The 20813-nt window shown below is 58.9% G+C and carries 20 protein-coding genes; 18 read left to right on the forward strand and 2 right to left on the reverse strand.

Annotated features, from left to right (window positions below; all coding sequences use genetic code 11):
- Window positions 1-5 precede the first annotated feature (5 nt).
- The 9 genes from IEW73_RS08260 (at window position 6) to groL (ending at window position 8885) form a co-directional block, all read left to right on the forward strand.
- Complete coding sequence (locus IEW73_RS08260) at window positions 6-1472, forward strand: NAD(P)H-hydrate dehydratase (RefSeq protein WP_188673220.1); 1467 nt, start codon at window positions 6-8, stop codon at window positions 1470-1472.
- A gap of 88 nt (window positions 1473-1560) precedes the next feature.
- Window positions 1561-2715 carry an alanine racemase gene (gene alr / locus IEW73_RS08265; RefSeq protein WP_188673222.1) on the forward strand — a complete coding sequence of 385 codons (1155 nt, stop codon included), beginning with the start codon at window positions 1561-1563 and terminating at the stop codon, window positions 2713-2715.
- Complete coding sequence (locus IEW73_RS08270) at window positions 2702-3973, forward strand: alpha/beta fold hydrolase (RefSeq protein ID WP_229675873.1); 1272 nt, start codon at window positions 2702-2704, stop codon at window positions 3971-3973. The genes alr and IEW73_RS08270 overlap by 14 nt, the downstream gene beginning before the upstream one ends.
- Window positions 3888-4379 carry a tRNA (adenosine(37)-N6)-threonylcarbamoyltransferase complex ATPase subunit type 1 TsaE gene (tsaE, locus tag IEW73_RS08275; protein WP_241012238.1) on the forward strand — a complete coding sequence of 164 codons (492 nt, stop codon included), beginning with the start codon at window positions 3888-3890 and terminating at the stop codon, window positions 4377-4379. The genes IEW73_RS08270 and tsaE overlap by 86 nt, the downstream gene beginning before the upstream one ends.
- Before the next feature lie 30 nt (window positions 4380-4409).
- Window positions 4410-5099 (forward strand): tRNA (adenosine(37)-N6)-threonylcarbamoyltransferase complex dimerization subunit type 1 TsaB, encoded by a 690-nt coding sequence (gene tsaB / locus IEW73_RS08280; RefSeq protein WP_188673225.1) that lies wholly within the window; start codon window positions 4410-4412, stop codon window positions 5097-5099.
- Entirely contained in the window at window positions 5089-5574 is a 486-nt protein-coding gene (rimI, locus tag IEW73_RS08285; RefSeq protein ID WP_188673227.1) for a ribosomal protein S18-alanine N-acetyltransferase, read from the forward strand. Before tsaB ends, rimI begins: the two co-directional genes overlap by 11 nt.
- A 23-nt stretch (window positions 5575-5597) precedes the next feature.
- Window positions 5598-6641 (forward strand): tRNA (adenosine(37)-N6)-threonylcarbamoyltransferase complex transferase subunit TsaD, encoded by a 1044-nt coding sequence (gene tsaD / locus IEW73_RS08290; RefSeq protein ID WP_188674896.1) that lies wholly within the window; start codon window positions 5598-5600, stop codon window positions 6639-6641.
- Window positions 6642-6837: 196 nt separating this feature from the next.
- On the forward strand, window positions 6838-7140 hold the full coding sequence (groES, locus tag IEW73_RS08295; RefSeq protein WP_149360598.1) for a co-chaperone GroES: 303 nt from the start codon (window positions 6838-6840) through the stop codon (window positions 7138-7140).
- Between the two features lie 128 nt (window positions 7141-7268).
- A complete protein-coding gene (gene groL, locus IEW73_RS08300; protein WP_188673230.1) occupies window positions 7269-8885 on the forward strand; it encodes a chaperonin GroEL in 1617 nt (538 codons plus the stop codon).
- A 128-nt stretch (window positions 8886-9013) separates the two neighbouring features.
- Here the strand turns inward: groL and IEW73_RS08305 are convergent, their stop codons facing one another.
- Window positions 9014-9307, reverse strand: coding sequence for a WhiB family transcriptional regulator (locus IEW73_RS08305; protein ID WP_188673234.1), 294 nt, complete (start codon window positions 9305-9307; stop codon window positions 9014-9016).
- 492 nt (window positions 9308-9799) lie between these two features.
- Here IEW73_RS08305 and IEW73_RS08310 point away from each other — a divergent pair, with 492 nt between their 5' ends.
- From IEW73_RS08310 to IEW73_RS08320, 3 genes are all read left to right on the forward strand, one after another.
- Entirely contained in the window at window positions 9800-10594 is a 795-nt protein-coding gene (locus tag IEW73_RS08310; RefSeq protein ID WP_188673237.1) for a hypothetical protein, read from the forward strand.
- A 199-nt stretch (window positions 10595-10793) separates the two neighbouring features.
- Window positions 10794-11372: a sigma-70 family RNA polymerase sigma factor gene (locus tag IEW73_RS08315; RefSeq protein ID WP_188674899.1), complete on the forward strand. Its 579-nt coding sequence runs from the start codon at window positions 10794-10796 to the stop codon at window positions 11370-11372.
- Window positions 11365-12675, forward strand: coding sequence for an anti-sigma-D factor RsdA (locus tag IEW73_RS08320; RefSeq protein ID WP_188673240.1), 1311 nt, complete (start codon window positions 11365-11367; stop codon window positions 12673-12675). Before IEW73_RS08315 ends, IEW73_RS08320 begins: the two co-directional genes overlap by 8 nt.
- A 235-nt stretch (window positions 12676-12910) precedes the next feature.
- Here the strand turns inward: IEW73_RS08320 and IEW73_RS08325 are convergent, their stop codons facing one another.
- The gene (locus IEW73_RS08325) at window positions 12911-13339 is read right to left on the reverse strand and encodes a DUF5319 domain-containing protein (protein ID WP_188673243.1); all 429 of its coding nucleotides are present in this window, start codon (window positions 13337-13339) and stop codon (window positions 12911-12913) included.
- Between the two features lie 395 nt (window positions 13340-13734).
- On the opposite strand from IEW73_RS08325, the gene guaB reads away from it, so the two are divergent.
- From guaB to guaA, 6 genes are all read left to right on the forward strand, one after another.
- Window positions 13735-15258 carry an IMP dehydrogenase gene (gene guaB / locus IEW73_RS08330; protein WP_188673246.1) on the forward strand — a complete coding sequence of 508 codons (1524 nt, stop codon included), beginning with the start codon at window positions 13735-13737 and terminating at the stop codon, window positions 15256-15258.
- A 133-nt stretch (window positions 15259-15391) separates the two neighbouring features.
- Entirely contained in the window at window positions 15392-16501 is a 1110-nt protein-coding gene (locus IEW73_RS08335) for a GuaB3 family IMP dehydrogenase-related protein (RefSeq protein WP_229675945.1), read from the forward strand.
- A 131-nt stretch (window positions 16502-16632) separates the two neighbouring features.
- Window positions 16633-17532 carry a hypothetical protein gene (locus IEW73_RS08340; protein WP_188673252.1) on the forward strand — a complete coding sequence of 300 codons (900 nt, stop codon included), beginning with the start codon at window positions 16633-16635 and terminating at the stop codon, window positions 17530-17532.
- On the forward strand, window positions 17529-17933 hold the full coding sequence (locus IEW73_RS08345) for a GntR family transcriptional regulator (RefSeq protein WP_188673254.1): 405 nt from the start codon (window positions 17529-17531) through the stop codon (window positions 17931-17933). The genes IEW73_RS08340 and IEW73_RS08345 overlap by 4 nt, the downstream gene beginning before the upstream one ends.
- A complete protein-coding gene (locus IEW73_RS08350) occupies window positions 17930-19195 on the forward strand; it encodes an MFS transporter (RefSeq protein WP_188673256.1) in 1266 nt (421 codons plus the stop codon). Before IEW73_RS08345 ends, IEW73_RS08350 begins: the two co-directional genes overlap by 4 nt.
- Before the next feature lie 46 nt (window positions 19196-19241).
- Window positions 19242-20813, forward strand: a complete 1572-nt coding sequence (guaA, locus tag IEW73_RS08355; protein WP_188673258.1) for a glutamine-hydrolyzing GMP synthase — start codon at window positions 19242-19244, stop codon at window positions 20811-20813.

Genomic DNA, 20813 nt, shown 5'->3' on the forward strand with positions numbered 1-20813 from the left:
CGTCCATGACAGTCGGGTATTTCGCTGTAGGGCAAATCCGGGACGCAGAAGCGGAGCTTTTCACTCGCGTCCCGGATGGCACACCTATGCGTCGTGCTGCGTGGGGGCTCGCGTCCATTGTTGGGCGGGAACTCAAACGTCACACCGGCAGCGTGAGCGGTCGCCGTGTGGGGTTACTCGTAGGGTCTGGCGACAACGGTGGTGATGCGTTGTGGGCAGGAGCGTTCTTGCGGCGGCGTGGTGTGGCTGTTGATGCCGTGGTCCTGCAACCTGAGCGTGTTCACAGTGCCGGATTTCGTGCTCTACTCGACGCCGGCGGCAGAGTGGTCAACGAGTTCGGGACAGGAGTGCAACACCCTGATCTAGTGCTCGACGGCATCGTTGGCATCTCAGGGCAAGGCCCCCTCCGGCCCAAAGCTGCTCAGCATGTTGAGCGAATCACCGCACCCATTATCGCGGTGGACTTACCAAGTGGCGTGGACCCCAACACTGGGTCAGTGTCAGGGCCCGCCGTGAAGGCGACCATGACGGTGACGTTTGGGGCGCTGAAACCAGTGCACGCATTAGCAAGTGCTATGTGTGGCCAGATTGAACTCGTTCCGATTGGCTTGTCACTCCCCGAACCGTCCATCATTGAGCTCACCGACGCCGACGTCGGTCAGCACTGGCCGGTTCCAGGTCCCGCTGATCACAAATATTCGCTTGGTGTGACAGGAGTATTGGCCGGCTCGGCGAAATACCCTGGTGCGGCGGTATTGTGCGCTGGCGGTGCGATTGCGGCTAAATCCGGCATGGTGCGATTTGTTGGCAGTGCTGCACCATCAGTAGTGGGACGGTTTCCGGAGGCGATCGCTACAGATTCGTATCCGCCAGCAGGCAGGGTTGACGCCTGGGTAGTCGGTCCGGGGTTCGGCGTGGATGACGCGGCACGGCGAACGCTGGTTGCCGTACTTGAACGGAACCAACCGACAGTGCTTGATGCCGATGCCCTCACAGTCTTAGCTGGTGACACTGGTGTCTTAAAAGGGCGCACGGCTGCTTTGGTTGTGACTCCGCATGCCCGAGAGTTTGCGCGGCTTGCTGGCACAGAGCCATCGGGCGATCGAGTAGACGCTGCCCAAGAACTGGCTGAAAACTTGTCAGCAACTGTCCTCCTGAAGGGCAATGCCACTGTTGTCGCAACACCTCACCACTCGACGGGGGTTGTGGTGGCGCATTCCTCGTGGGCAGCGACGCCTGGCACGGGCGATGTCCTTGCTGGAGTAATTGGCGCACTTCTGGGCGCGAACCTTAATGCGCACCAGGCTGCGATGATGGGGGCGCACGTACATGCCCTCGCTGCTCGGATTGGGGCAGGGAGCCTCAGTCTTAACGGGGAAGTGAGCGCTGGCAACCCGATATCCGCTTCGGCGTTGCTCACTGCGCTCCCGCTGGCCATTCGCTATGTTCGAGCAGCGGCGACGCAGACTTGAGACTGGCACCACATATCGCCCGGAGGTGTGCGCGCCACGCTGACCTCAGTTGCTAAAGCATCACCACCGAGATGGCAGGATTTGCATTGTGAACTCCCCACAGTTTGAAGCGTCCATAGACCTCGGTGCTATTGCGTCGAACACTGCGGTCCTGCAGGAGTGCGCGGGCGACGCAGCCGTCATGGTTGTGGTCAAAGCTGATGGTTACGGGCACGGTGCTGTACCTGTGGCTCGTGCGGCGCTCGCCGCTGGAGCCGCTGAACTTGGCGTGGCGACGGTGGCGGAAGCCGTGCAACTCCGCGACGCGGGGGTGACCGCGCCCATTTTGTGCTGGTTGCATGCTCCCGAAACGGACTTTGCGCCAGCGCTACAACGGAACATCAGTGTGGCGGTGGCGTCTCCGCGGCACCTCGCCGGACTGTTGTCGGCTGCCCGCACCTCTGGAATTCAAGCGAAGGTGGCGGTGAAGGTCGATTCGGGGTTGAACCGAAATGGCGTCTCGCCCGATGATTGGCCAGCGCTACGTGATGATCTCGCTCGTGCGGTCGCTGACGAAGCCGTTGTCGTGACGTCGTTCTTCACTCATCTCGCTCACGCCGATGAACCTGATCACCCAGTAATTGATGTTCAGGTATCTCGGTTTCGGGACACTGTTTCGGACGCGGAGCGGCATGGGATTGATCCCGGGATCATTCACGTAGCAAATTCGGCAGCGACGATGACGCGACCAGACTTGAGGTTCGACATGGTCAGGCCAGGAATTGCGCTGTATGGGTTGTCTCCGGTGCCGGAGCGCGGTCAGATGGGCCTCATACCTGCAATGACAGTTCGAGGCCAGGTGGCTTTGGTGAAGAAGGTCGCTGCTGGCGAAGGTGTGTCCTACGGTCACGTGTGGACAGCGCCGGTCGATACTACTGTGGCGCTGATTCCAGCCGGGTACGCCGATGGGGTTCCTCGAAACCTCACAGGAAAGTTTGACGTAATGCTTGGCGGTCGGCGCTACCCAACGGTGGGGCGCGTATGCATGGATCAGTTTGTGGTTGACCTGGGGGCAGGGGCTACCGAGGTGCGCGAAGGGGATTCAGCGATACTGTTTGGCACGGGAGCACAAGGGGGGCCAATGGCACAAGAATGGGCAGATGCGCTGGGCACTATCCACTATGAAGTGGTGACTGGGATAAAGGGGCGAGCGGTGCGTACGTATTGTGATCCTGCGGGTGTGGGGTTCGATGCCAGTGCCTGAGATGTCACGGCCTGAGATGTCCCGGCCTGATAAAGGTTCACGTCCCGCTGCTACCGCGGGTGATGTTGAAGAATCTGTCCCGTCAGGCAGTGCGAGCCGAGCGCGCACCGCGCCGGACCATCGGAACCGACGTCGTAAGCGGACTACCGCTGCAAACGCGGGAAAGCGAGCAGCGAATGCGGCCCGCCGGTCATTGTCACGCAAGTCGCGGGATGGGTCTGCTCCACGCCTCGCCCCTGAGCACGATTTTCGGTTGATGCAAACTGACCGGGCAAGCTTCGTGGTCACTGATGATCACTTGCTGCTTAACGTCCGCGAAGTGGGGCCACCAGATGCACCGTTGACGGTGATCTTCGCTCATGGTTTTTGCCTGCATATGGGGGCCTGGCACTTTCAGCGGATCGACCTTGAAAAGGCCTTTGGGACTCAAGTTCGCTTGGTGTTTTATGACCAGCGAGGTCATGGGCAATCCGGTATGCCCACGCCCGAATCTTCCACCATTCCGCAACTGGGGCGTGATCTTGCTGCGGTTTATCGAGCCAAGGCGCCGACCGGTCCGGTCATCCTTGTCGGCCATTCCATGGGCGGCATGACTGTGTTGGCTTTTGCCCGCCAGTTCCCAGAACTGGTGAAACAACGCGTCATCGGTGTTGGGTTGGTCGCGACAGCTGCGAGTGGGCTATCTGATGCTGGCGTTGCCCGCATGTTGGACACTCCGGCGATCAAGGCTGCGCAACTTGCTGTGAAGGCAGCACCTGCGATGATTCAACAGAGCCGTGATGCTATCCGCCCGCTGATGTCGCCGATTTTGAAAGTGACGTCGTACGGCGATCGTCGTATTTCGCCCGAGGTTGCTCGTTTCTCGGAGCGGATGACGAACGAAACTAACTTGATAACGATGGTGAATTTCTTGGCCGCGCTGGAACAGCACGATGAGTCGTTGGCCTTGCCGATTCTAAAACCGCTGCCCGCGTTGGTAGTGTGCGGCGATGGCGATATGGTGACTCCGTTCCGAAATTCAGTCGCCATTGCCGAGGCGTTGCCGCATGCAGAATTGCTGCGAGTTCCGAAGGCAGGCCACATGGTAGAGATGGAACAGCCACAAGTGGTGAGCGAGGCGTTGGAGCGCTTGATTAAGCGTTCGTTGGAACATTCCAGGTCGGAAAGGTCGTTTGCGGGTGTATTCAGAGCAGTTGCCGACCGTTCAGGACACCGAGGAGTTTGGCCATCGGTTAGCAGCTGGACTCGTCGCAGGTGATGTAGTGGTCCTTTCCGGCCCACTAGGGGCGGGAAAGACGGCGTTAGCGCGCGGCATTGCTGCAGGCCTCGGCGTCGAGGGCAAGGTGAGTTCGCCGACGTTCATCATTGCGCGGGAACACCGTGCCGGGAGATCTAGGCCCGGGGGTGGTCCGGCTGTCGCGATGGTGCACGCGGACCTGTACAGGTTGCTTGGTGATGCGGAACGTGCCCATGACGCACATCTCGCGTTAGATGAGCTTGACGCGTTGGATCTTGATACCGAACTCGATGACGCGGTCCTTGTTGTTGAGTGGGGTGAGGGTCTCGTGGAACGACTCACCGATCGGCACTTGCAGGTCGAGTTGTCACGCGACTCGGATGACGATGTTCGCACAGTTCGTTGGGAATGGGTGCTGCACCAATAGTTGCGGAATTGCCGGGTACCCTCAGTAATCGTGCTTATTCTTGCCGTCGATACGTCTACCCCCGCCGTTACCGCTGGGCTCGTGTGGCTTGACTCAGATGTTGATGAAGTTCGTGAGGTCGCCAGACGTGTGACGGTCGATGCTCGTGCTCATGCCGAGGTACTTACACCTCAGATAGTGGAGTGCTTCGCTGAAGCTGGACGCGATGTTTCTGAATTATCCACTGTGGTCGTCGGGCAGGGCCCAGGGCCATATACCGGTTTGCGAGTTGGCATGGTCACTGGCGCAGCATTTGCGGACGCAGTCGGTGTGCCGGTGTACGGAGTGTGCAGCCTGGACGCGATTGCTGCCGAAGTTGCCTTCACCGAAGTGCTGGATGGTCCGTTGTTGGTGGTGACGGATGCGCGGCGACGCGAGGTGTATTGGGCGCACTACGACCAAGGGCGCCGAATCGCCGGACCTGGAGTGGTGAAGCCCGCGGAACTCGTGGTTGAGCCAGCGAGCTGGATTGCAGGGTCGGCCCAGCATGTTGAGATGTTTGATGTGCGCAGTATTGATGTGGAAACACCGACACCGCGGGGCCTAGTTGCGGTGGCTGCGTCAGCGATACGTGCGGGTGAGGTTCCAGAGCCGTTGGTCCCGATGTATTTGCGGCGCCCTGACGCGACTGAGCCGAGCGCGATGAAAAACCCTCCCGGTAGCTGGAAATATGGTGTCTGAGTTTCAAGAGTCAGTTGTACAGTTGCGTCCGCTCGTGGCGGCAGATGCGAATGCGTGCGCGAGGTTGGAACGACTTCTTTTCTCCCGTGATAACCCGTGGCCTGCGTGGGCGTTTGTGCAGGAGCTCAAAAATGGCGCCAATCACTATGTCGCCGCGGAACTTCAGGGGAAGCTAGTCGGGTATGCGGGGATAGCCTTGCTCGGTTCGGCTTCGGACCCCGAAAATGAGGTGCATACGATTGGTGTGGCGCCGGAGCATCAGGGAAAAGGTATAGGGCGCCTGCTCCTCGACGATCTGCTGGCTGTAGCTGATGTGCATGGCGGCCCGGTGTTCCTTGACGTCCGCACGGACAATGAGGCAGCTCAAGGGTTGTATTCGAGTGTGGGCTTTGTCATCGTTGGATTGCGTAAACGGTATTACGAACCGAGCGGGGCGGACGCGTTCGTGATGAAACGAGAGGGGGCCGCGTCGTGAACATGTGGGCGGGTCGTGAAGACATCACTGTGCTGGGGTTGGAAAGTTCCTGCGACGAAACTGGGGTCGGTGTTGTTTCTGTCAAGCTGGCGGGAGACGATTCGGGGAATGTGACGCTGTTGGCTGACGAGGTCGCATCTAGCGTCGATGAGCATGCCAGATATGGCGGTGTGGTACCGGAAATAGCATCACGAGCACATTTGGAAGCCTTGGTTCCTACGATGCGGCGCGCGTTGGCGGCAGCAGGAATTGAACGTCCAGATGCCATTGCAGCCACAATCGGTCCTGGTTTGGCTGGCGCTTTGCTGGTCGGTGCGGCGGCAGCAAAGGCATATGCGGCTGCGTGGGGTGTGCCGTTTTACGCGATCAATCACCTAGGCGGCCATGTCGCAGTGGATGCGTTGGAGCATGGCCCGTTGCCTCCTTGCGTGGCTTTGCTAGTTTCGGGGGGCCACACAAGCCTGCTGCACGTCCCGTCTCTTGGGCAGCCGTTGGTTGAGCTCGGCGCGACTATGGATGACGCGGCGGGCGAGGCGTATGACAAGGTTGCGCGGCTGCTAGGGCTCGGCTACCCAGGTGGACCTGTTCTTGATGCCCTTGCGAAGCAAGGCAATCGCGATGCCATTGCGTTTCCCCGCGGCATGACTGGTCCGCGTGATAGTCGGCATGCTTTTTCGTTTTCAGGGTTGAAGACTGCTGTTGCTCGGTACGTCGAAACGACGCATCGACGTGGGGAAGTTGTGGACCGCGCTGATGTTGCGGCGTCATTCCAGGAAGCTGTGGCTGATGTGCTCTCTATGAAGGCCGTCCGTGCAGCTACCGATCTTGGGGTTGGAACCCTGGTGATCAGTGGGGGAGTGGCTGCGAACTCTCGTTTGAGGGAACTGGCGCAGAGCCGGTGCGATGCTGCTGGGATTGAGCTGCGGGTTCCCAAGCCGCGGCTATGTACGGATAACGGCGCAATGATTGCGTCTCTTGGTGCGCACTTGATTCACGCGGGAGCGGAACCATCGTCGTTGTCGGTCGCGACGAACCCTGCGTTGTCAGTGCAGGTGAGCCAAATATAGAAGTGTTCGCTGCTAGCTGATCGACATTAATGGGTGTCCGCCTTGAGTGCTAGCACTCTCACGTATAGAGTGCTAGATGACGCTGAATTGGTCCCGGCTCCCGCGACGACGGGGCTCGAAGACGTGTCGCGAATCGTAGAACGAACCAAGTTGTCCGATTGATCGGGCATCACATCCGAAACGTGGAGGGTTCAACGTGGCGAGCGTGAACATTAAGCCGCTTGAGGACAAGATCCTCGTCCAGACGAACGAAGCTGAAACTACAACAGCTTCTGGTCTGGTTATTCCTGATACGGCTAAAGAAAAGCCTCAGGAAGGCACCGTTATCGCAGTAGGCCCAGGCCGCTGGGATGATGCAGGAGCAAAGCGAATCCCGCTAGACGTGCAGGAAGGTGACGTTGTCATCTACAGCAAGTATGGCGGAACTGAAATCAAATACGCCGGTGAGGAATACCTCATTCTTTCGGCGCGCGATATTCTCGCTGTCGTTTCTAAGTGACAGTTTCATCATGACAGTTTCTCAGTGAAGCTTTCACTGGTGATCTGACAACGCATGCACGCCCCGGAGCTGAGGCATTAGCCCCGGGGCGCAGCACTATAGAAAACCTCAGGAGCATAGAGACCAATATGTCCAAGCAGATTAAGTTCAATGAGGACGCACGCCGCGCGCTCGAACGCGGCGTAGATGCTCTCGCAGACGCAGTGAAGGTTACGTTGGGGCCCCGCGGCCGTAACGTCGTTCTCGCTAAAGCATTCGGTGGTCCTGTCGTGACAAACGACGGTGTCACAATCGCCAAGGAAATCGACCTCGAGGACCCTTTCGAGAACCTCGGCGCTCAACTCGTGAAGTCTGTTGCCACCAAAACTAATGACGTGGCAGGCGACGGTACAACAACCGCAACAGTTCTCGCGCAGGCAATCATTCACACTGGGCTACGCAACGTCGCTGCCGGTGCTAACCCCATGGCAGTCGGGTCAGGCATCGCCAAGGCGGCTGACGCAGTGGCAGCTCACCTCGTGAATGTTGCAATTCCTGTGGAAGGCGAATCCGCTATCGCCCAGGTCGCGACTGTTTCCTCGCGGGATGAAGAAATCGGCGAACTCGTTGCTCGCGCAATGAGCCGCGTCGGTGTCGACGGTGTTGTCACAGTGGAAGAGTCCTCCTCACTCCTCACTGACCTCGACGTCACCGAAGGTGTCCAGTTCGATAAGGGATACCTGTCGCCTTACTTCCTCACCGACGTCGAAGCGCAAGAGGCCGTTCTTGAGGATGCGCACGTTCTTCTGTACCGCGAAAAGATCAGCTCACTTCCTGACTTCCTGCCGCTCCTTGAAAAAATCGCAGGCACAGGCAAGCCCGTGCTCATCATTGCTGAGGACGTCGATGGTGAACCGTTGTCCACCCTCGTGGTGAACTCGGTGCGTAAGACCATCAAGGCTGTGGCGGTAAAGGCTCCGTTCTTCGGCGACCGGCGCAAGGAATTCCTCGAAGACCTCGCAATCGTCACTGGCGCGCAGGTTATCAACAGCGATGTCGGGCTCAACCTCAAAGATGCTGGCCTCGACGTCCTCGGCCACGCACGCCGTGTCGTTGTAACCAAAGACAGCACAGTCATCGTTGATGGTGCTGGCACTGATGACGCAGTAGCAGATCGCGCAGCGCAACTGCGTCGCCTGATCGACAGCGCTGATTCAGACTGGGATCGCGAAAAGCTCGAAGAGCGTCTCGCGAAACTTGCTGGCGGCATTGCCGTGATTCGCGTTGGTGCTGCGACAGAGACGGAACTTCGCGAACGTAAGCACCGCGTTGAGGACGCAGTCCACGCAGCGAAAGCCGCAGTCGAAGAGGGCATCGTCCCCGGCGGCGGCAGCGCGCTCGTGCAAGCACGCGTGGCGCTCGAAAATGACCTAGGGCTCACCGGCGACGAAGCCATTGGTGTGCGCGTGGTTCGCGAAGCTCTGGGCGCGCCCCTTCATTGGATCGCGCGTAACGCTGGTCTCGACGGTGCCGTCGTGGCAGAACGCGTAGCCGAACTTGGAGTTGGCGAAGGATTCAACGCCGCCACCCTGAAGTACGGCAACCTCGTTGAGCAGGGTGTAATTGACCCAGTGAAAGTCACCCGTAGCGCAGTCGTCAACGCTGCGTCTGTATCGCGGATGGTTCTGACCACAGAGAGTGCAGTGGTCGAACAACCAGAAGAGTCGAACGAAGAGCACAGCCATGGGCATGGGCACGCGCACTGACCGACATCGGTAAGTAGTGCCCAGGCGGGCTAGTTTAGGCAGCTAAGAACAGTGGTGCCGACGCGAAGGCAATTCGCGTCGGCACCACTGTCGTTTCAGTGCGAGATGGTGCTAGGCAGAATATTCGACTAAGCGATGTCGCGAGAGCGACGGTGCTTGAGATGGTGAGCGCGTTCTGTTTCTGACATCCCACCCCAGATGCCATAAGGTTCGCCGACTGCTAGTGCGTGTGAGCGGCATTCTGCTAGCACGGGGCATTGGTGGCACAGCGCTTTTGCCCGGAGTTCGCGTTCATGTCGTGCTCGACCGCGTTCGCCATCTGGATGGAAAAACACGGAGGAATCGACGCCTCTGCACAGTCCGTCCCGTTGCCAATCCCAGAGTTCAATGACCGGTCCGGGAAGTTGGTGCGGCTGAGGCATGATTTCTCCTTGCACTACATGTCCGAAACATTCTCGGAATTAGCCCCGAGCGGGGCCTTTGCACACGATCTTTGGACTGAGAACTACATTAGGGTGGCTTAAGAAATAGAGTCAAGCCCCGATGGTGACACCCTGTAGGAAAGTGTCCAGGTGTTGAGATTCTAAATATGCTTAGAGCTGCATTATCCTGTCATTCAATTGATCGACAGTGGTCCATAGGTGCAGGTAGTTGATGGTTTCTGTGAAGCTGCTCAACTTGCTCAATTTTGAGATAGTTTTAGCTCGAAGTATTTTCCAATAAGTCAATTTGATCTAAATCACATTGCTGCAATCGCGAACCCACAATCATATAGTTTCCAAAAGTTTAAAATCAGTTTACGCAAATATGAACAAGATTCTGTTTTAGGGGCATGGCATGCGATGCGGGACCATTGCTTCTCGACAAGCGCGCACTTCCCAGATGGCGCCGCATGAGGTTTGGAGACCAGCAATATGACTGAATCGCTGCGTGCTCGATGGAGCGAGGCCGTTGAAACCGGAGCCCAAGGGTTCTACGCCGCAGCGTGGAGCCAGCTAGGCGAACTACTCCGCGAACTTTCTCCCATTAACACCAGTTACCGTGCGCAGCGATCCCTCGCACTCAGCACAGCAGCGTCACTGCATCGACAGCTGGGACGCTATCGACAGTCGGCAAACTTGGACGGTGCGGCCGTCTCGCTAACCGCTGCCGATCGCTCCGCACTGCACAGTTCGCATGACGTGAGCTCTGATCCCGACGCCATTCGAACCCTCGAAGCGTGGTGCGACGCAATGACCGGGCTTGCCGCCGACATGATCGGCAGCGCCCGGTTTTCTAGCGCGCTTCCTATGCTCGAACAAGTTTCCGCTGTCGTCGATCAGAACGACCTGCCGCAACTGTGGCGGCAGAGTCTCAGGCTGAACTGGGTGCGCGCTGAGTATTTCTTGTTTGCGGGTAGCCCAGACGCGGCGTTGCCATACGCCAGACTGGCTGTAGAACAGGCGCTGCAGGGGCCTTCGGTTCGGCACAAGATCAAGTCCTCGCTCATACTTTCTGCCACACATGCCGCGGTGGGCGAACAGAACTTCGCTCGGAGTGAGGCCCTCGAATGCCACACGGCGGCAGTTGCAGGCCAGTTCCTGCCGCTAGCCTGGGTCTCCACTCAAATTCTGTTAGGTGCGGACTTGCCTGCGAAGCGGACAAAATGGAGGCAGACTGGTAGGGCGTACGCGGTAGAGCTAAGCCGACGTGGCGGACGCATCGAATAGATTGGTGGACTGTTGCCCGTGTCGGGAATGTCAGAGGAGACCGGTATTGTCGTATGGATACCAAAACGATCCTGGCGAACCATTGGTGCGACCTATACGTATGTCTAAGCCCCACAACCTTGGCGATGCCAAGGACACCTCCAGCAATGGTGTTCGCGATTCTGCAACGTCGCGTGTAACACCTGCACCTCGTCTGACGATGAACATGTCAGATGAGGAATTAAGTCTTGCCGTCGCCGAAGCCAGCAAAGGCGACAGGGCTGCTCTCTCATCTGTTTTGGAAGCAATTCGACCCCCAGTATTCCGATACTGCAGGGCTCGGATCGGAATGGGGGAGCGCGGCAATGTTTCCGCAGACGATGTGGCGCAGGAGGTATGCATGGCAGTCATGACGGCCCTGCCCCGGTATAAAGACCAGGGGCGACCTTTCATGTCCTTTGTATACGGAATCGCTGCCCATAAAGTCGCAGATGCCCATCGCAGTTCGTCACGGAACCGCCAGGATCCTACGGACGATATGCCGGATTTCGCGTCTGGTGCAGAAGGTCCAGAGGATGTCGCTCTGTTGAGCGAATCTTCTCGACGAGTGCAGGAGTTACTCGACTCCCTGTCGCCGGAACAGCGGGAGATTCTCATTCTGCGCGTTATTGAGGGTGTATCGGCTGCCGAAGCCGCAGAACTGATCGGCAGTACCGCAGGTGCTGTCCGAGTTGCACAACACAGAGCTTTAGCGAAATTGAAGAAATCAATGGGGAGAGTAGGTGAAATCGATGGCTAGGCGCGAGGACAACGGAATGACCGGTGACGGCGTCGGCCGCGATCACGAAGCTCCGACGAGTGGGACCCCAGAAGACGGAGTCCCAACTCAAGGGGCAGGGGGAAGCGGTGGCGCATCGCTCCCCGATATTGGTGACCTGCTAGGTGCTGATACTTTTCTCAGCGCGCTTGCGTCAGGTGCCGGGGGAGAAGCTTCGTCAAAGGATGAAGAAGCGCTTGCTGCGCTGCTTGGGGAATGGCGAGATGAGATTACGTCAACTCCAATTCCAGCGGGCCCTTCAATCGATGACGTCATTAAAGCAATGGAGGCTGGGGGCCGCGGGGCTGCCGGAGAATTCACCGGCGCGACGACGATTCAGCAAGCTGCAGAGGCATCGGCGGGGCCAGTTAGTGGTCTCCCCACCCAAGGCGCTCGAGTTTCGGAGTTGTCTGCGCGACGCAATGCCGGACCGGCTCGACGCACTCGATGGCTGACGTCAGTAGCAGGAGTTGCAGCCGCAGCAGCTGTCGTGCTCGGCGGTCTTGCAGTGCTATCCCAGAGTGCCCAACCCGGTGACCCGCTATGGGGTTTCCGCGAGCAAATTCACGGCGCCGACGAAACTTCCATCATGGTGGCCGGTCTATGGGAAGAGCTCATCCAGGCGGAGCGGGCGCTCGAATCGGGCGACGTCGAACGAGTCGAACGAATTCTTAGCGAACTCGCCCCAAAGATCAGCGCCGTCGACGGTACTGAGCAGGATGAACTCAGCTCCAAGTTTCACAAGCTGAACGAGGACCTGCAACGACACCCGAATCGTCCAGAAGTTGCTCCGATAACGACGACAGAGCGGGATCGAACAACGCCGCCCTCGACTACGTTGCCAGGGTTGCCTACCGGACTTCCAGGACTGCCTACTGGGCTTCCCGACCTGCCTACCGGGCTGCCAGTTTTGCCGTCGGAGTTGCCGCAGCCTCCTTTCACTATTCCGCCTGAAATAATGTCGATCATCCCGTGGCCGCCGATAACCGAGTTGCCGCTGCCGGTTACCCCGACCAATCCGGGGGGTGCTGGTCCAACGGAACCGAACGGCGGCGAGCCAACGGCTTCCGGTGCACCTACGACTGCGGCTCCGACGACTACTGCCAATCCAACGACGACCACCCAGCGCACCACAACGACCCCGAAACCAACTTCGTCTCGGTTGCCCACGACAACTGCGTCAGCACCGTTGTCGGATGAAGTGCGAAGGTCACTCGAGGTGACGACAGGTAATGAACCGTTTCCTACCGAATCGGACGAATCACAGGACCGAAACGGCAGCTAGTTAGGGCTGGCCGTTGCAGCGCCAGGCACAGTCCGGACCATGCAATCAACAAGAATGGCCTTGGGCTCCTGCTATCAGGAACCCAAGGCCATTCTTGTTGGAAACTGTTGCTCGAACAGAACATCGCTCAAATAGAATGCAGTGAGTGATAGTGGACTTTATGCGCAGCAGTGGTCACAAGTATTTGACGTGAGTAGGTTCAGTGCTAACTGCGACCAAGCCGACTGCGACCCGGCTAGCTGCCACCCTGCAGCCACGAACGATAGATTCCACGATTCTGCGGGGACACATCACTCATGACGCCATCCGCGTAGCCACGGCAGTAATCCCAGGTGACATACGCCTCTGGATTTGGATCGAAGGCGGGCTCGTGGGGGCGGACCGTTCCGTCAGTAAGCAGTTGCACAAGGTTTGCGCGCAACATGTCCCAATCATGGAAATGGTCGCGCTGGCAGTCCTCGCACAGAACTACAAGTCCCCGAACTCCGCGGTGAGAAAGCAAAGCCTCATACACTGCAAGGTCTTGCAGGTCTTCCTCAATGGCCATGCGCTCGTGCGGGTCAAGTGGTTGCCCTGGGTCCAATGAATCCAGGGCTGAAGCGGGGTCCTGCGGATCGTCTGCGAAGGGATCCGGTGGTAAACCAGGTGGTATGTGATCGCGCACGACTACTACCGTACTGAGAAGTGGGGGCATTTCGCCACCGGTTCGCAGTTCTCGGCGCAATTAGATTTAAAAAATTGCACAAAGTCGCGGTAAACGGCGGGTTTCTGCTCGCAGAATCACCTGCATGCCCGCACCTTGGGCTGAGTGAGGATGTCTTTCAATGCGTCCAGTGTTGCATTGCGCGGCGACCCGAAGCCGTGGCTGAGCCATGAAAACGCTGTGGATTCACTGAGTTTGCCAGTCGGAATCGCGTGACCGCACCACCCTGATTCGCCCTCTATGATGGTGGGGACCGCTTCGTCGTGAGCTGTCAGTTCGCAAACACTCGTCCTTGTTGCCTACGCTATGGGGATATTCGGCGGGGAAGTTAAGCAGATTAAGGAAGGTCTCTCGACATGACCACCTCATTACAGCGTGCTCATACAGGCGGAGACGACCCTAGCAAGGTCGCGATGATTGGTCTGACGTATGACGATGTGTTGCTGCTCCCTGCGGCATCAGACGTGATTCCCAGCCAGGTAGATACATCGAGCCAACTCACAAAGCGCATTCGGTTGAATGTTCCGCTTGTCAGCTCAGCGATGGACACCGTCACTGAAGCCCGGATGGCGATTGCAATGGCGCGTGCGGGTGGGATGGGCGTTTTGCACCGCAACTTGTCCGCAGAGGCCCAAGCCGCCCAAGTTGAGACGGTAAAGCGATCAGAGGCGGGAATGGTTACTGACCCAGTAACTTGTTCCCCGTCGCACACCGTCTCAGAAGTTGACGCGATGTGTGCGCGATTCCGCATCTCGGGGCTGCCCGTTGTTGACGATGCGGGCATGCTTCTTGGCATTGTCACCAATCGTGATATGCGCTTTGAGGTTGATCAATCGCAACCGGTCTCGGAGATCATGACACCGATGCCGTTGATTACTGCTCGCGAAGGAGTGACGGCGGAAGCAGCCCTCGGGCTCCTCCGGCGCCACAAGATCGAGAAACTCCCGATTGTTGACGGCCAGGGCAAGTTGCGCGGCCTGATCACGGTGAAGGACTTTGTTAAAACGGAGCAGCACCCTAACGCCACAAAAGACACTGATGGGCGTCTGCTTGTCGGTGCCGCGGTTGGTGTCGGAGACGACGCTTGGTCGCGAGCAATGCTGCTTGGTGAAGCAGGGGCTGACGTCATCATCGTTGATACGGCTCACGCGCATAACCGGCGAGTGCTCGAGATGGTGTCACGCCTGAAGAAGGAAATCGGTGACCGCGTAGAAATCGTCGGCGGAAACGTGGCAACGCGAGAAGCTGCTGCTGCGCTCGTAGAGGCCGGGGCAGACGCAGTGAAGGTCGGTGTCGGCCCGGGCTCGATCTGCACAACTCGTGTTGTTGCAGGAGTGGGTGCGCCGCAGGTAACGGCGATCTTGGAAGCCGTTGCGGTCTGCAAGGCTGCAGGGGTTCCGGTCATTGCTGATGGTGGGCTGCAGTACTCAGGCGACATTGCTAAGGCTCTCGCGGCGGGTGCATCCACCGCAATGCTGGGTTCGCTCCTAGCCGGCACGGCTGAGTCGCCAGGTGAGCTCATTTTCGTCAACGGCAAGCAGTTCAAGAGCTACCGCGGAATGGGATCACTCGGAGCGATGCAGGGACGCGGTCAGCAGAAGAGTTTCTCGAAGGACCGCTACTTCCAAGACGATGTCCTTTCTGAGGACAAGCTTGTTCCTGAGGGAATTGAAGGGCGGGTGCCATACCGTGGCCCGCTGAGTTCCGTCACACACCAACTCGTCGGTGGACTGCGTGCGGCGATGGGGTATACCGGATCGAACACCATCGAAGAGTTGCAGAACGCTCAGTTTGTGCAGATCACCGCTGCCGGGCTCAAGGAAAGCCATCCGCATGACATCACGATGACCGTCGAGGCGCCGAACTATACTGTCCGCTGACTTAACTTGGTCGATGCGGTTTCGGACGTGCTGTGGGGTTAACGGTGCGTAGGGCCCACATGGGGCGAGACGACAAAACGGCGACCACACAGCACAGAAGGGAATACGTGTGCAAGACCACGTAGAGATTGGAATGGGGCGGTCAGCCCGTCGTACCTACGAACTAGCGGACGTCAATATCGTTCCGTCTCGTCGGACACGATCCGCGAAGGAAGTGTCGACGGCATGGCAACTTGATGCCTACCGGTTCAACATGCCGGTGCTCGCTCATCCGACGGATGCGGTGGTCTCGCCGGAGCTTGCGATCGCGATGGGCAAGCTGGGTGGCCTGGCGGTTCTAAACGCCGAGGGTTTGTGGTCGCGGCATGCCGATGTTGAGTCGAAGCTTCAGAAGGTTCTGGGGCGCGCAAACGATGACCTGCGGCCGTCCGCTGCAATTCGGATGTTGCAGGAATTGCACGCCGAACCTATTCAGCTGGACCTGTTAGGCGCGGCTATTTCTCAGATTCGAGATTCAGGCGTCACCACGGCTGTGCGGGTGAGCCCGCAGAACGCTCGGCGGCTTACTCCAACAATTCTTGACGCGGGAATCGACCTTCTTGTGGTCCAGGGAACGATCATCTCGGCTGAGCACGTGTCGAGCAACGAACCGCTGAACCTCAAGCACTTCATTGCTGACCTTGACGTCCCGGTGGTGGCGGGTGGGGTGAGTGATCACCGGACGGCGTTGCACTTGATGCGCACGGGTGCGGCCGGCGTGATCGTCGGGTACGGCGCTTCAGCGGCGACGACTACTCGCGAGGTGCTCGGGATCGGGGTGCCGATGGCGACTGCGATTGCTGATGCGGCTGCGGCTCGTCGGGAGTACCTCGACGAAACTGGTGGGCGCTACGTTCACGTCATTGCCGACGGTGACTTGCATTCTTCGAGCGACGTAGCCAAGGCAATTGCCTGCGGTGCGGATGCTGTGGCTCTGGGGTCAATTCTTTCGGCGGCAAACGAGGCGCCTGGGCAAGGCTGGTATTGGCCGTCGGTGGCGGCGCATCCGTCGATGCCTCGTGGCACAATCGCACGCTTTTATGACGAAGATGAGCGCACGCCTCTTGAGGCGGTCCTTAACGGGCCGTCCGATGATCCGTTTGGCTCCACGAACATTGTTGGTGGACTACGACGCGCTATGGCGAAGTCTGGCTACTCAGATCTGAAGGAGTTCCAGAAAGTTGGATTGACCGTTCGCGGTTGATTCTCCTGGATTGATTTCCTGGCTGGGGGTGCGCATTGCGATTGCACCCCCAGCCAGTTTGTATCAAATGCTTGACACAATTCAGCCACTTGGTCAACCTTGTATCAAGCATTTGATACAAGGGGGTTGTTGTGAGGCCACTGATACTTGGGGTCTTTTTTCTAGCGATTGTCCTCATCGTGACTGCGATCCGTACCTCAAGATCCGGCAGCGTAGGAACTTCGGCCCAAACTGACCGTGGGTACAGGGCAAACCGTCCACTACAGCACAGGCTGTACATTCCCATCGCTATTGCAGGAGGGGCCGTAGCGGCGTACATCACCACCACCGGGGGTACCCTCGGCCGTGGCTACGCGCTCGCAGCACCAATTTTTGCGCTCACCTTCCTAGGTGGAGTGATCGCCTCGGAAATAAGCAAGCCCCCAGAGCGCACGGCAGTCCGCCGAGCGAGCCTCACGACGCGGACCACACGGCAATACGTTCCTGTCCCTCTGACCGCGGCGGTCGTCGTTGGAACAGTGGTGCTCGGTGCACTGATGGTCCTGGGGGCAACTGCGGGAGTTGCCGACGACTTAGGCCGTTCAGGCCGGTCCTTTGCCTTCCAATGCGGCGAATTTGTCTCCGGAGCCAACGGTCCGTGGCCCGGGGGATTTTATGTGGGGCCGCTGGCTCTCATACTCGCTACCGTGCTCGTCCTTACTGCGATAGGGCTATGGGCACTAACATGGCGGACCCCTGTCGACAATGATCTTGCGAGTGACTCGGGTGAACGGTTGCGATCAGCGTCGAGAGTCATTGCCGCCGCTGGTCTGGCGATCTCAATACCACTCGCGGGCATTAGCGCCATCATGGCAAGCGCCTTGAGCAATGTGCCCTCCGAATACGACGGAACTGCCTGCACTCCGGGCTGGCCAGCCGTAGTTGCCCCGATTCTCCTCATCGCAGCACTGGGTGGCGTAGCGCTTGCGTTCTGGTGCCTGTCAGTTCTCCTGGTGCCCGTCGCGCGGCGTAGCGGGAAAGTGACAACGTGAGCTCCACCGAGTTGGTGGTCGACACGAGCGATCCGACACCGCCATATGAGCAAATTCGGCGTCAGATAGTGCGTCTAATTGAGCGTCACAAACTGCCTGGTGGTGCCAAGTTGCCGCCTGTTCGTCAACTCGCGCGAGACCTTGGGCTAGCTCCGGGCACCGTCGCACGAACCTATAAGGAACTTGAGGCTGAGGGGTACGTCACAACCAAGCGCGGCGGGGGAACACGAATCGCCCGCACCGGTGTTGCACCTGAGCGTGACCAACCAACAGATGCAGCTCTCGCGGAACAGGCGCGACTATTCGTGGAAGGTTGCGCAGTGAGAAGTCACAGCCTTGACGACGTCATCGCTGCTGTCACAGAAGCATGGTGTGAGGTGGGTTGGCAGTCACTTCCGTGAGCCCGCAATTTCTCGCGGACGTTACACCGCTGCGCAACCGCGACTATCGACGATTGTGGACTGCCGGTGTGGTGACAGTCATCGGTGCGCAACTCAGCATCGTTGCAGTGCCAGTGCAGATCTACCAGATCACACAAAGTTCGGCGTACGTCGGTCTCGCCGGAATCTTCGCCCTTGTGCCACTCATCGTGTTCGGGCTGTGGGGCGGGGCTCTCGCGGACGTGATGGACCGCAGATTGCTCATGATTATCGCCACATCAGGTCTCGTCGTCACCGCCACGGCGTTTTGGGTGCAAGCAGCGCTCGGGCTCAACAACGTATGGCTGATTCTGTGCCTGCTGGCGATCCAGCAGGGCTTCTTCGCAGTCAATCAGCCAACCCGAGCGGCCATCATTCCGCGACTGCTGCCGGGGCACCAGCTGCCAGCGGCGAACGCGTTGAACATGATGGTGTTCAACTTTGGGGCGATTGCAGGGCCTCTGATGGCCGGGGCGATGATCCCACTCATCGGGCTTTCGACGCTGTATTTGCTTGACGCAATCGCGCTGCTGGCAACCTTGTGGGCCGCGATCAAACTTCCTCCCCTTCCACCGACTGGGGTTTCTCGTCGCGCCGGGTTCAAGCAAGTTTTCGAGGGGTTCGCATTCCTGGCGACACAGAGAATTTTGCTCGCCTCGTTCGTCGTCGACATCATCGCGATGGTGGCTGGCATGCCGCGAGCGTTGTTCCCGCAGATCGCCCACGAGACCTTTGGCGACCCTGTCACCGGTGGTCTTGTGCTCGGAATGCTGTTCGCCTCGATATCGGCGGGCGCAGTTTTGGGTGGCGTGTTTTCCGGTTGGCTGTCCCGCGTGGAGCGGCAGGGAGCTGCTGTCATTATCTGCATTCTTGTGTGGGGCGTGGCGATGACCGGGTTCGGCGTGATCATTTGGTTGGCACCACTCGGCGGTGCGCAACTATTCCTGTGGCTGGCGTTGGGATTCCTAGCACTCGGGGGAGCGGCTGACATGTTCTCCGCAGCATTGCGGTCGACGATGCTGCAACAAATAGCCAGTGACGAGATGCGAGGGCGACTCCAAGGTGTGTTCATCGTTGTCGTGGCAGGCGGACCGCGCATCGGTGACGCTCTCCACGGCGCAGCGGCCGCGATGGTTGGTACCGCCGCTGCCGCCGCGGGTGGCGGTGTGCTCGTCATCATCGGCATCGTGGTTGCCGTCTTCGCATTTCCTGCCTTCGTGCGCTACAAGGTCAGTCGCAGCTGAGGTGCCTGCGGCAAAAGTGTGTCGCTGATCCGCTTACACTGTTCCAGTGACTGATTCTGTCCAGGAACGCCCAGTAGTTGTCATTGACTTCGGTGCGCAGTACGCGCAGTTGATCGCACGTCGTGTGCGGGAGGCTCGTGTGTACTCCGAAGTGATGCCCCACACCGCGACCGTTGACGAGATCGCGGCGAAGAACCCACGTGCGGTGGTGTTGTCCGGAGGCCCGTCCAGTGTCTATGAAGACGGCGCGCCTAGCCTCGACGCCGCCTTGTTTGACCTTGACATTCCGGTCTTCGGGATTTGTTACGGCTTCCAAGCGATGGCACAAGCGCTTGGCGGCACCGTGACGCAAACCGGTACCCGCGAGTACGGGCGCACGCAGATTTCGATCAGCGGTGGTCTACTGCACGATGGTCTTCCTCAGACGCAACCCGTGTGGATGAGTCATGGTGACGCTGTTACCGAAGCACCACAGGGTTTTGATGTCACTGCCACCAGCGAAGGTGCGCCGGTCGCAGCATTTGAGGATCGTGCGCGCAAACTTGCCGGGGTCCAGTACCACCCTGAAGTTTTGCACTCACCTCACGGACAGCAGGTCCTCTCACGGTTCCTCCACGAGATCGCCGGAATCCCAGCTTCATGGACCGCCGCCAATATCGCGGAAGCCCTCGTAGAACAGGTTCGCGAGCAAGTCGGTGACGGTAGGGCACTCTGCGGCCTATCCGGCGGTGTGGACTCAGCTGTCGCCGCAGCGCTAGTACAAAAGGCGATCGGTGACCGCCTCACATGCGTATTTGTTGATCATGGTCTTCTCCGCGCAGGGGAACGGGAGCAAGTTCAACAGGACTTCGTCGCTGCCACCGGCGCGAAACTCGTCACCGTTGACGCCGAAGCAACCTTCCTAGGTGAACTCGCAGGTGTTTCCGACCCTGAAGCGAAACGCAAGATCATCGGACGCGAATTCATCCGGTCATTCGAAGGCGCAGTGACTGAAGTGCTCGGTGCCAACGCCTCGCACGGCGACACCGTAGATTTCCTGGTCCAAGGAACTTTGTACCCGGACGTAGTCGAATCTGGTGGCGGCACCGGTACCGCCAACATTAAGAGCCACCACAACGTGGGGGGTCTACCAGACGACCTGCAGTTCTCACTCGTTGAGCCACTTCGACTCCTGTTCAAAGACGAAGTGCGGGCAGTGGGACGGGAACTTGGCCTACCCGACGAAATTGTGCAGCGCCAACCATTCCCAGGACCTGGCCTTGCGATTCGCATCGTCGGTGAAGTCACCGCTGACCGCCTCGCTACGCTGCGCCGGGCAGACGAGATCGTCCGGGAAGAACTTACTAGCGCTGGCCTTGACCACCAGATCTGGCAATGCCCCGTGGTGCTTCTCGCGGACGTGCGAAGCGTCGGTGTGCAAGGCGACGGCCGCACCTACGGCCACCCCATCGTCCTGCGACCCGTGAGCAGCGAAGACGCGATGACCGCCGACTGGACGCGAGTCCCATACGACGTCCTAGAACGCGTATCGACCCGAATCACCAACGAAGTTGCCGAAGTAAACCGCGTCGTGCTCGACATCACGAGCAAACCGCCCGGCACAATCGAATGGGAGTGA

The organism is Hoyosella rhizosphaerae, from assembly GCF_014643175.1.
Classification (GTDB): Bacteria; Actinomycetota; Actinomycetes; order Mycobacteriales; family Mycobacteriaceae; genus Lolliginicoccus; species Lolliginicoccus rhizosphaerae.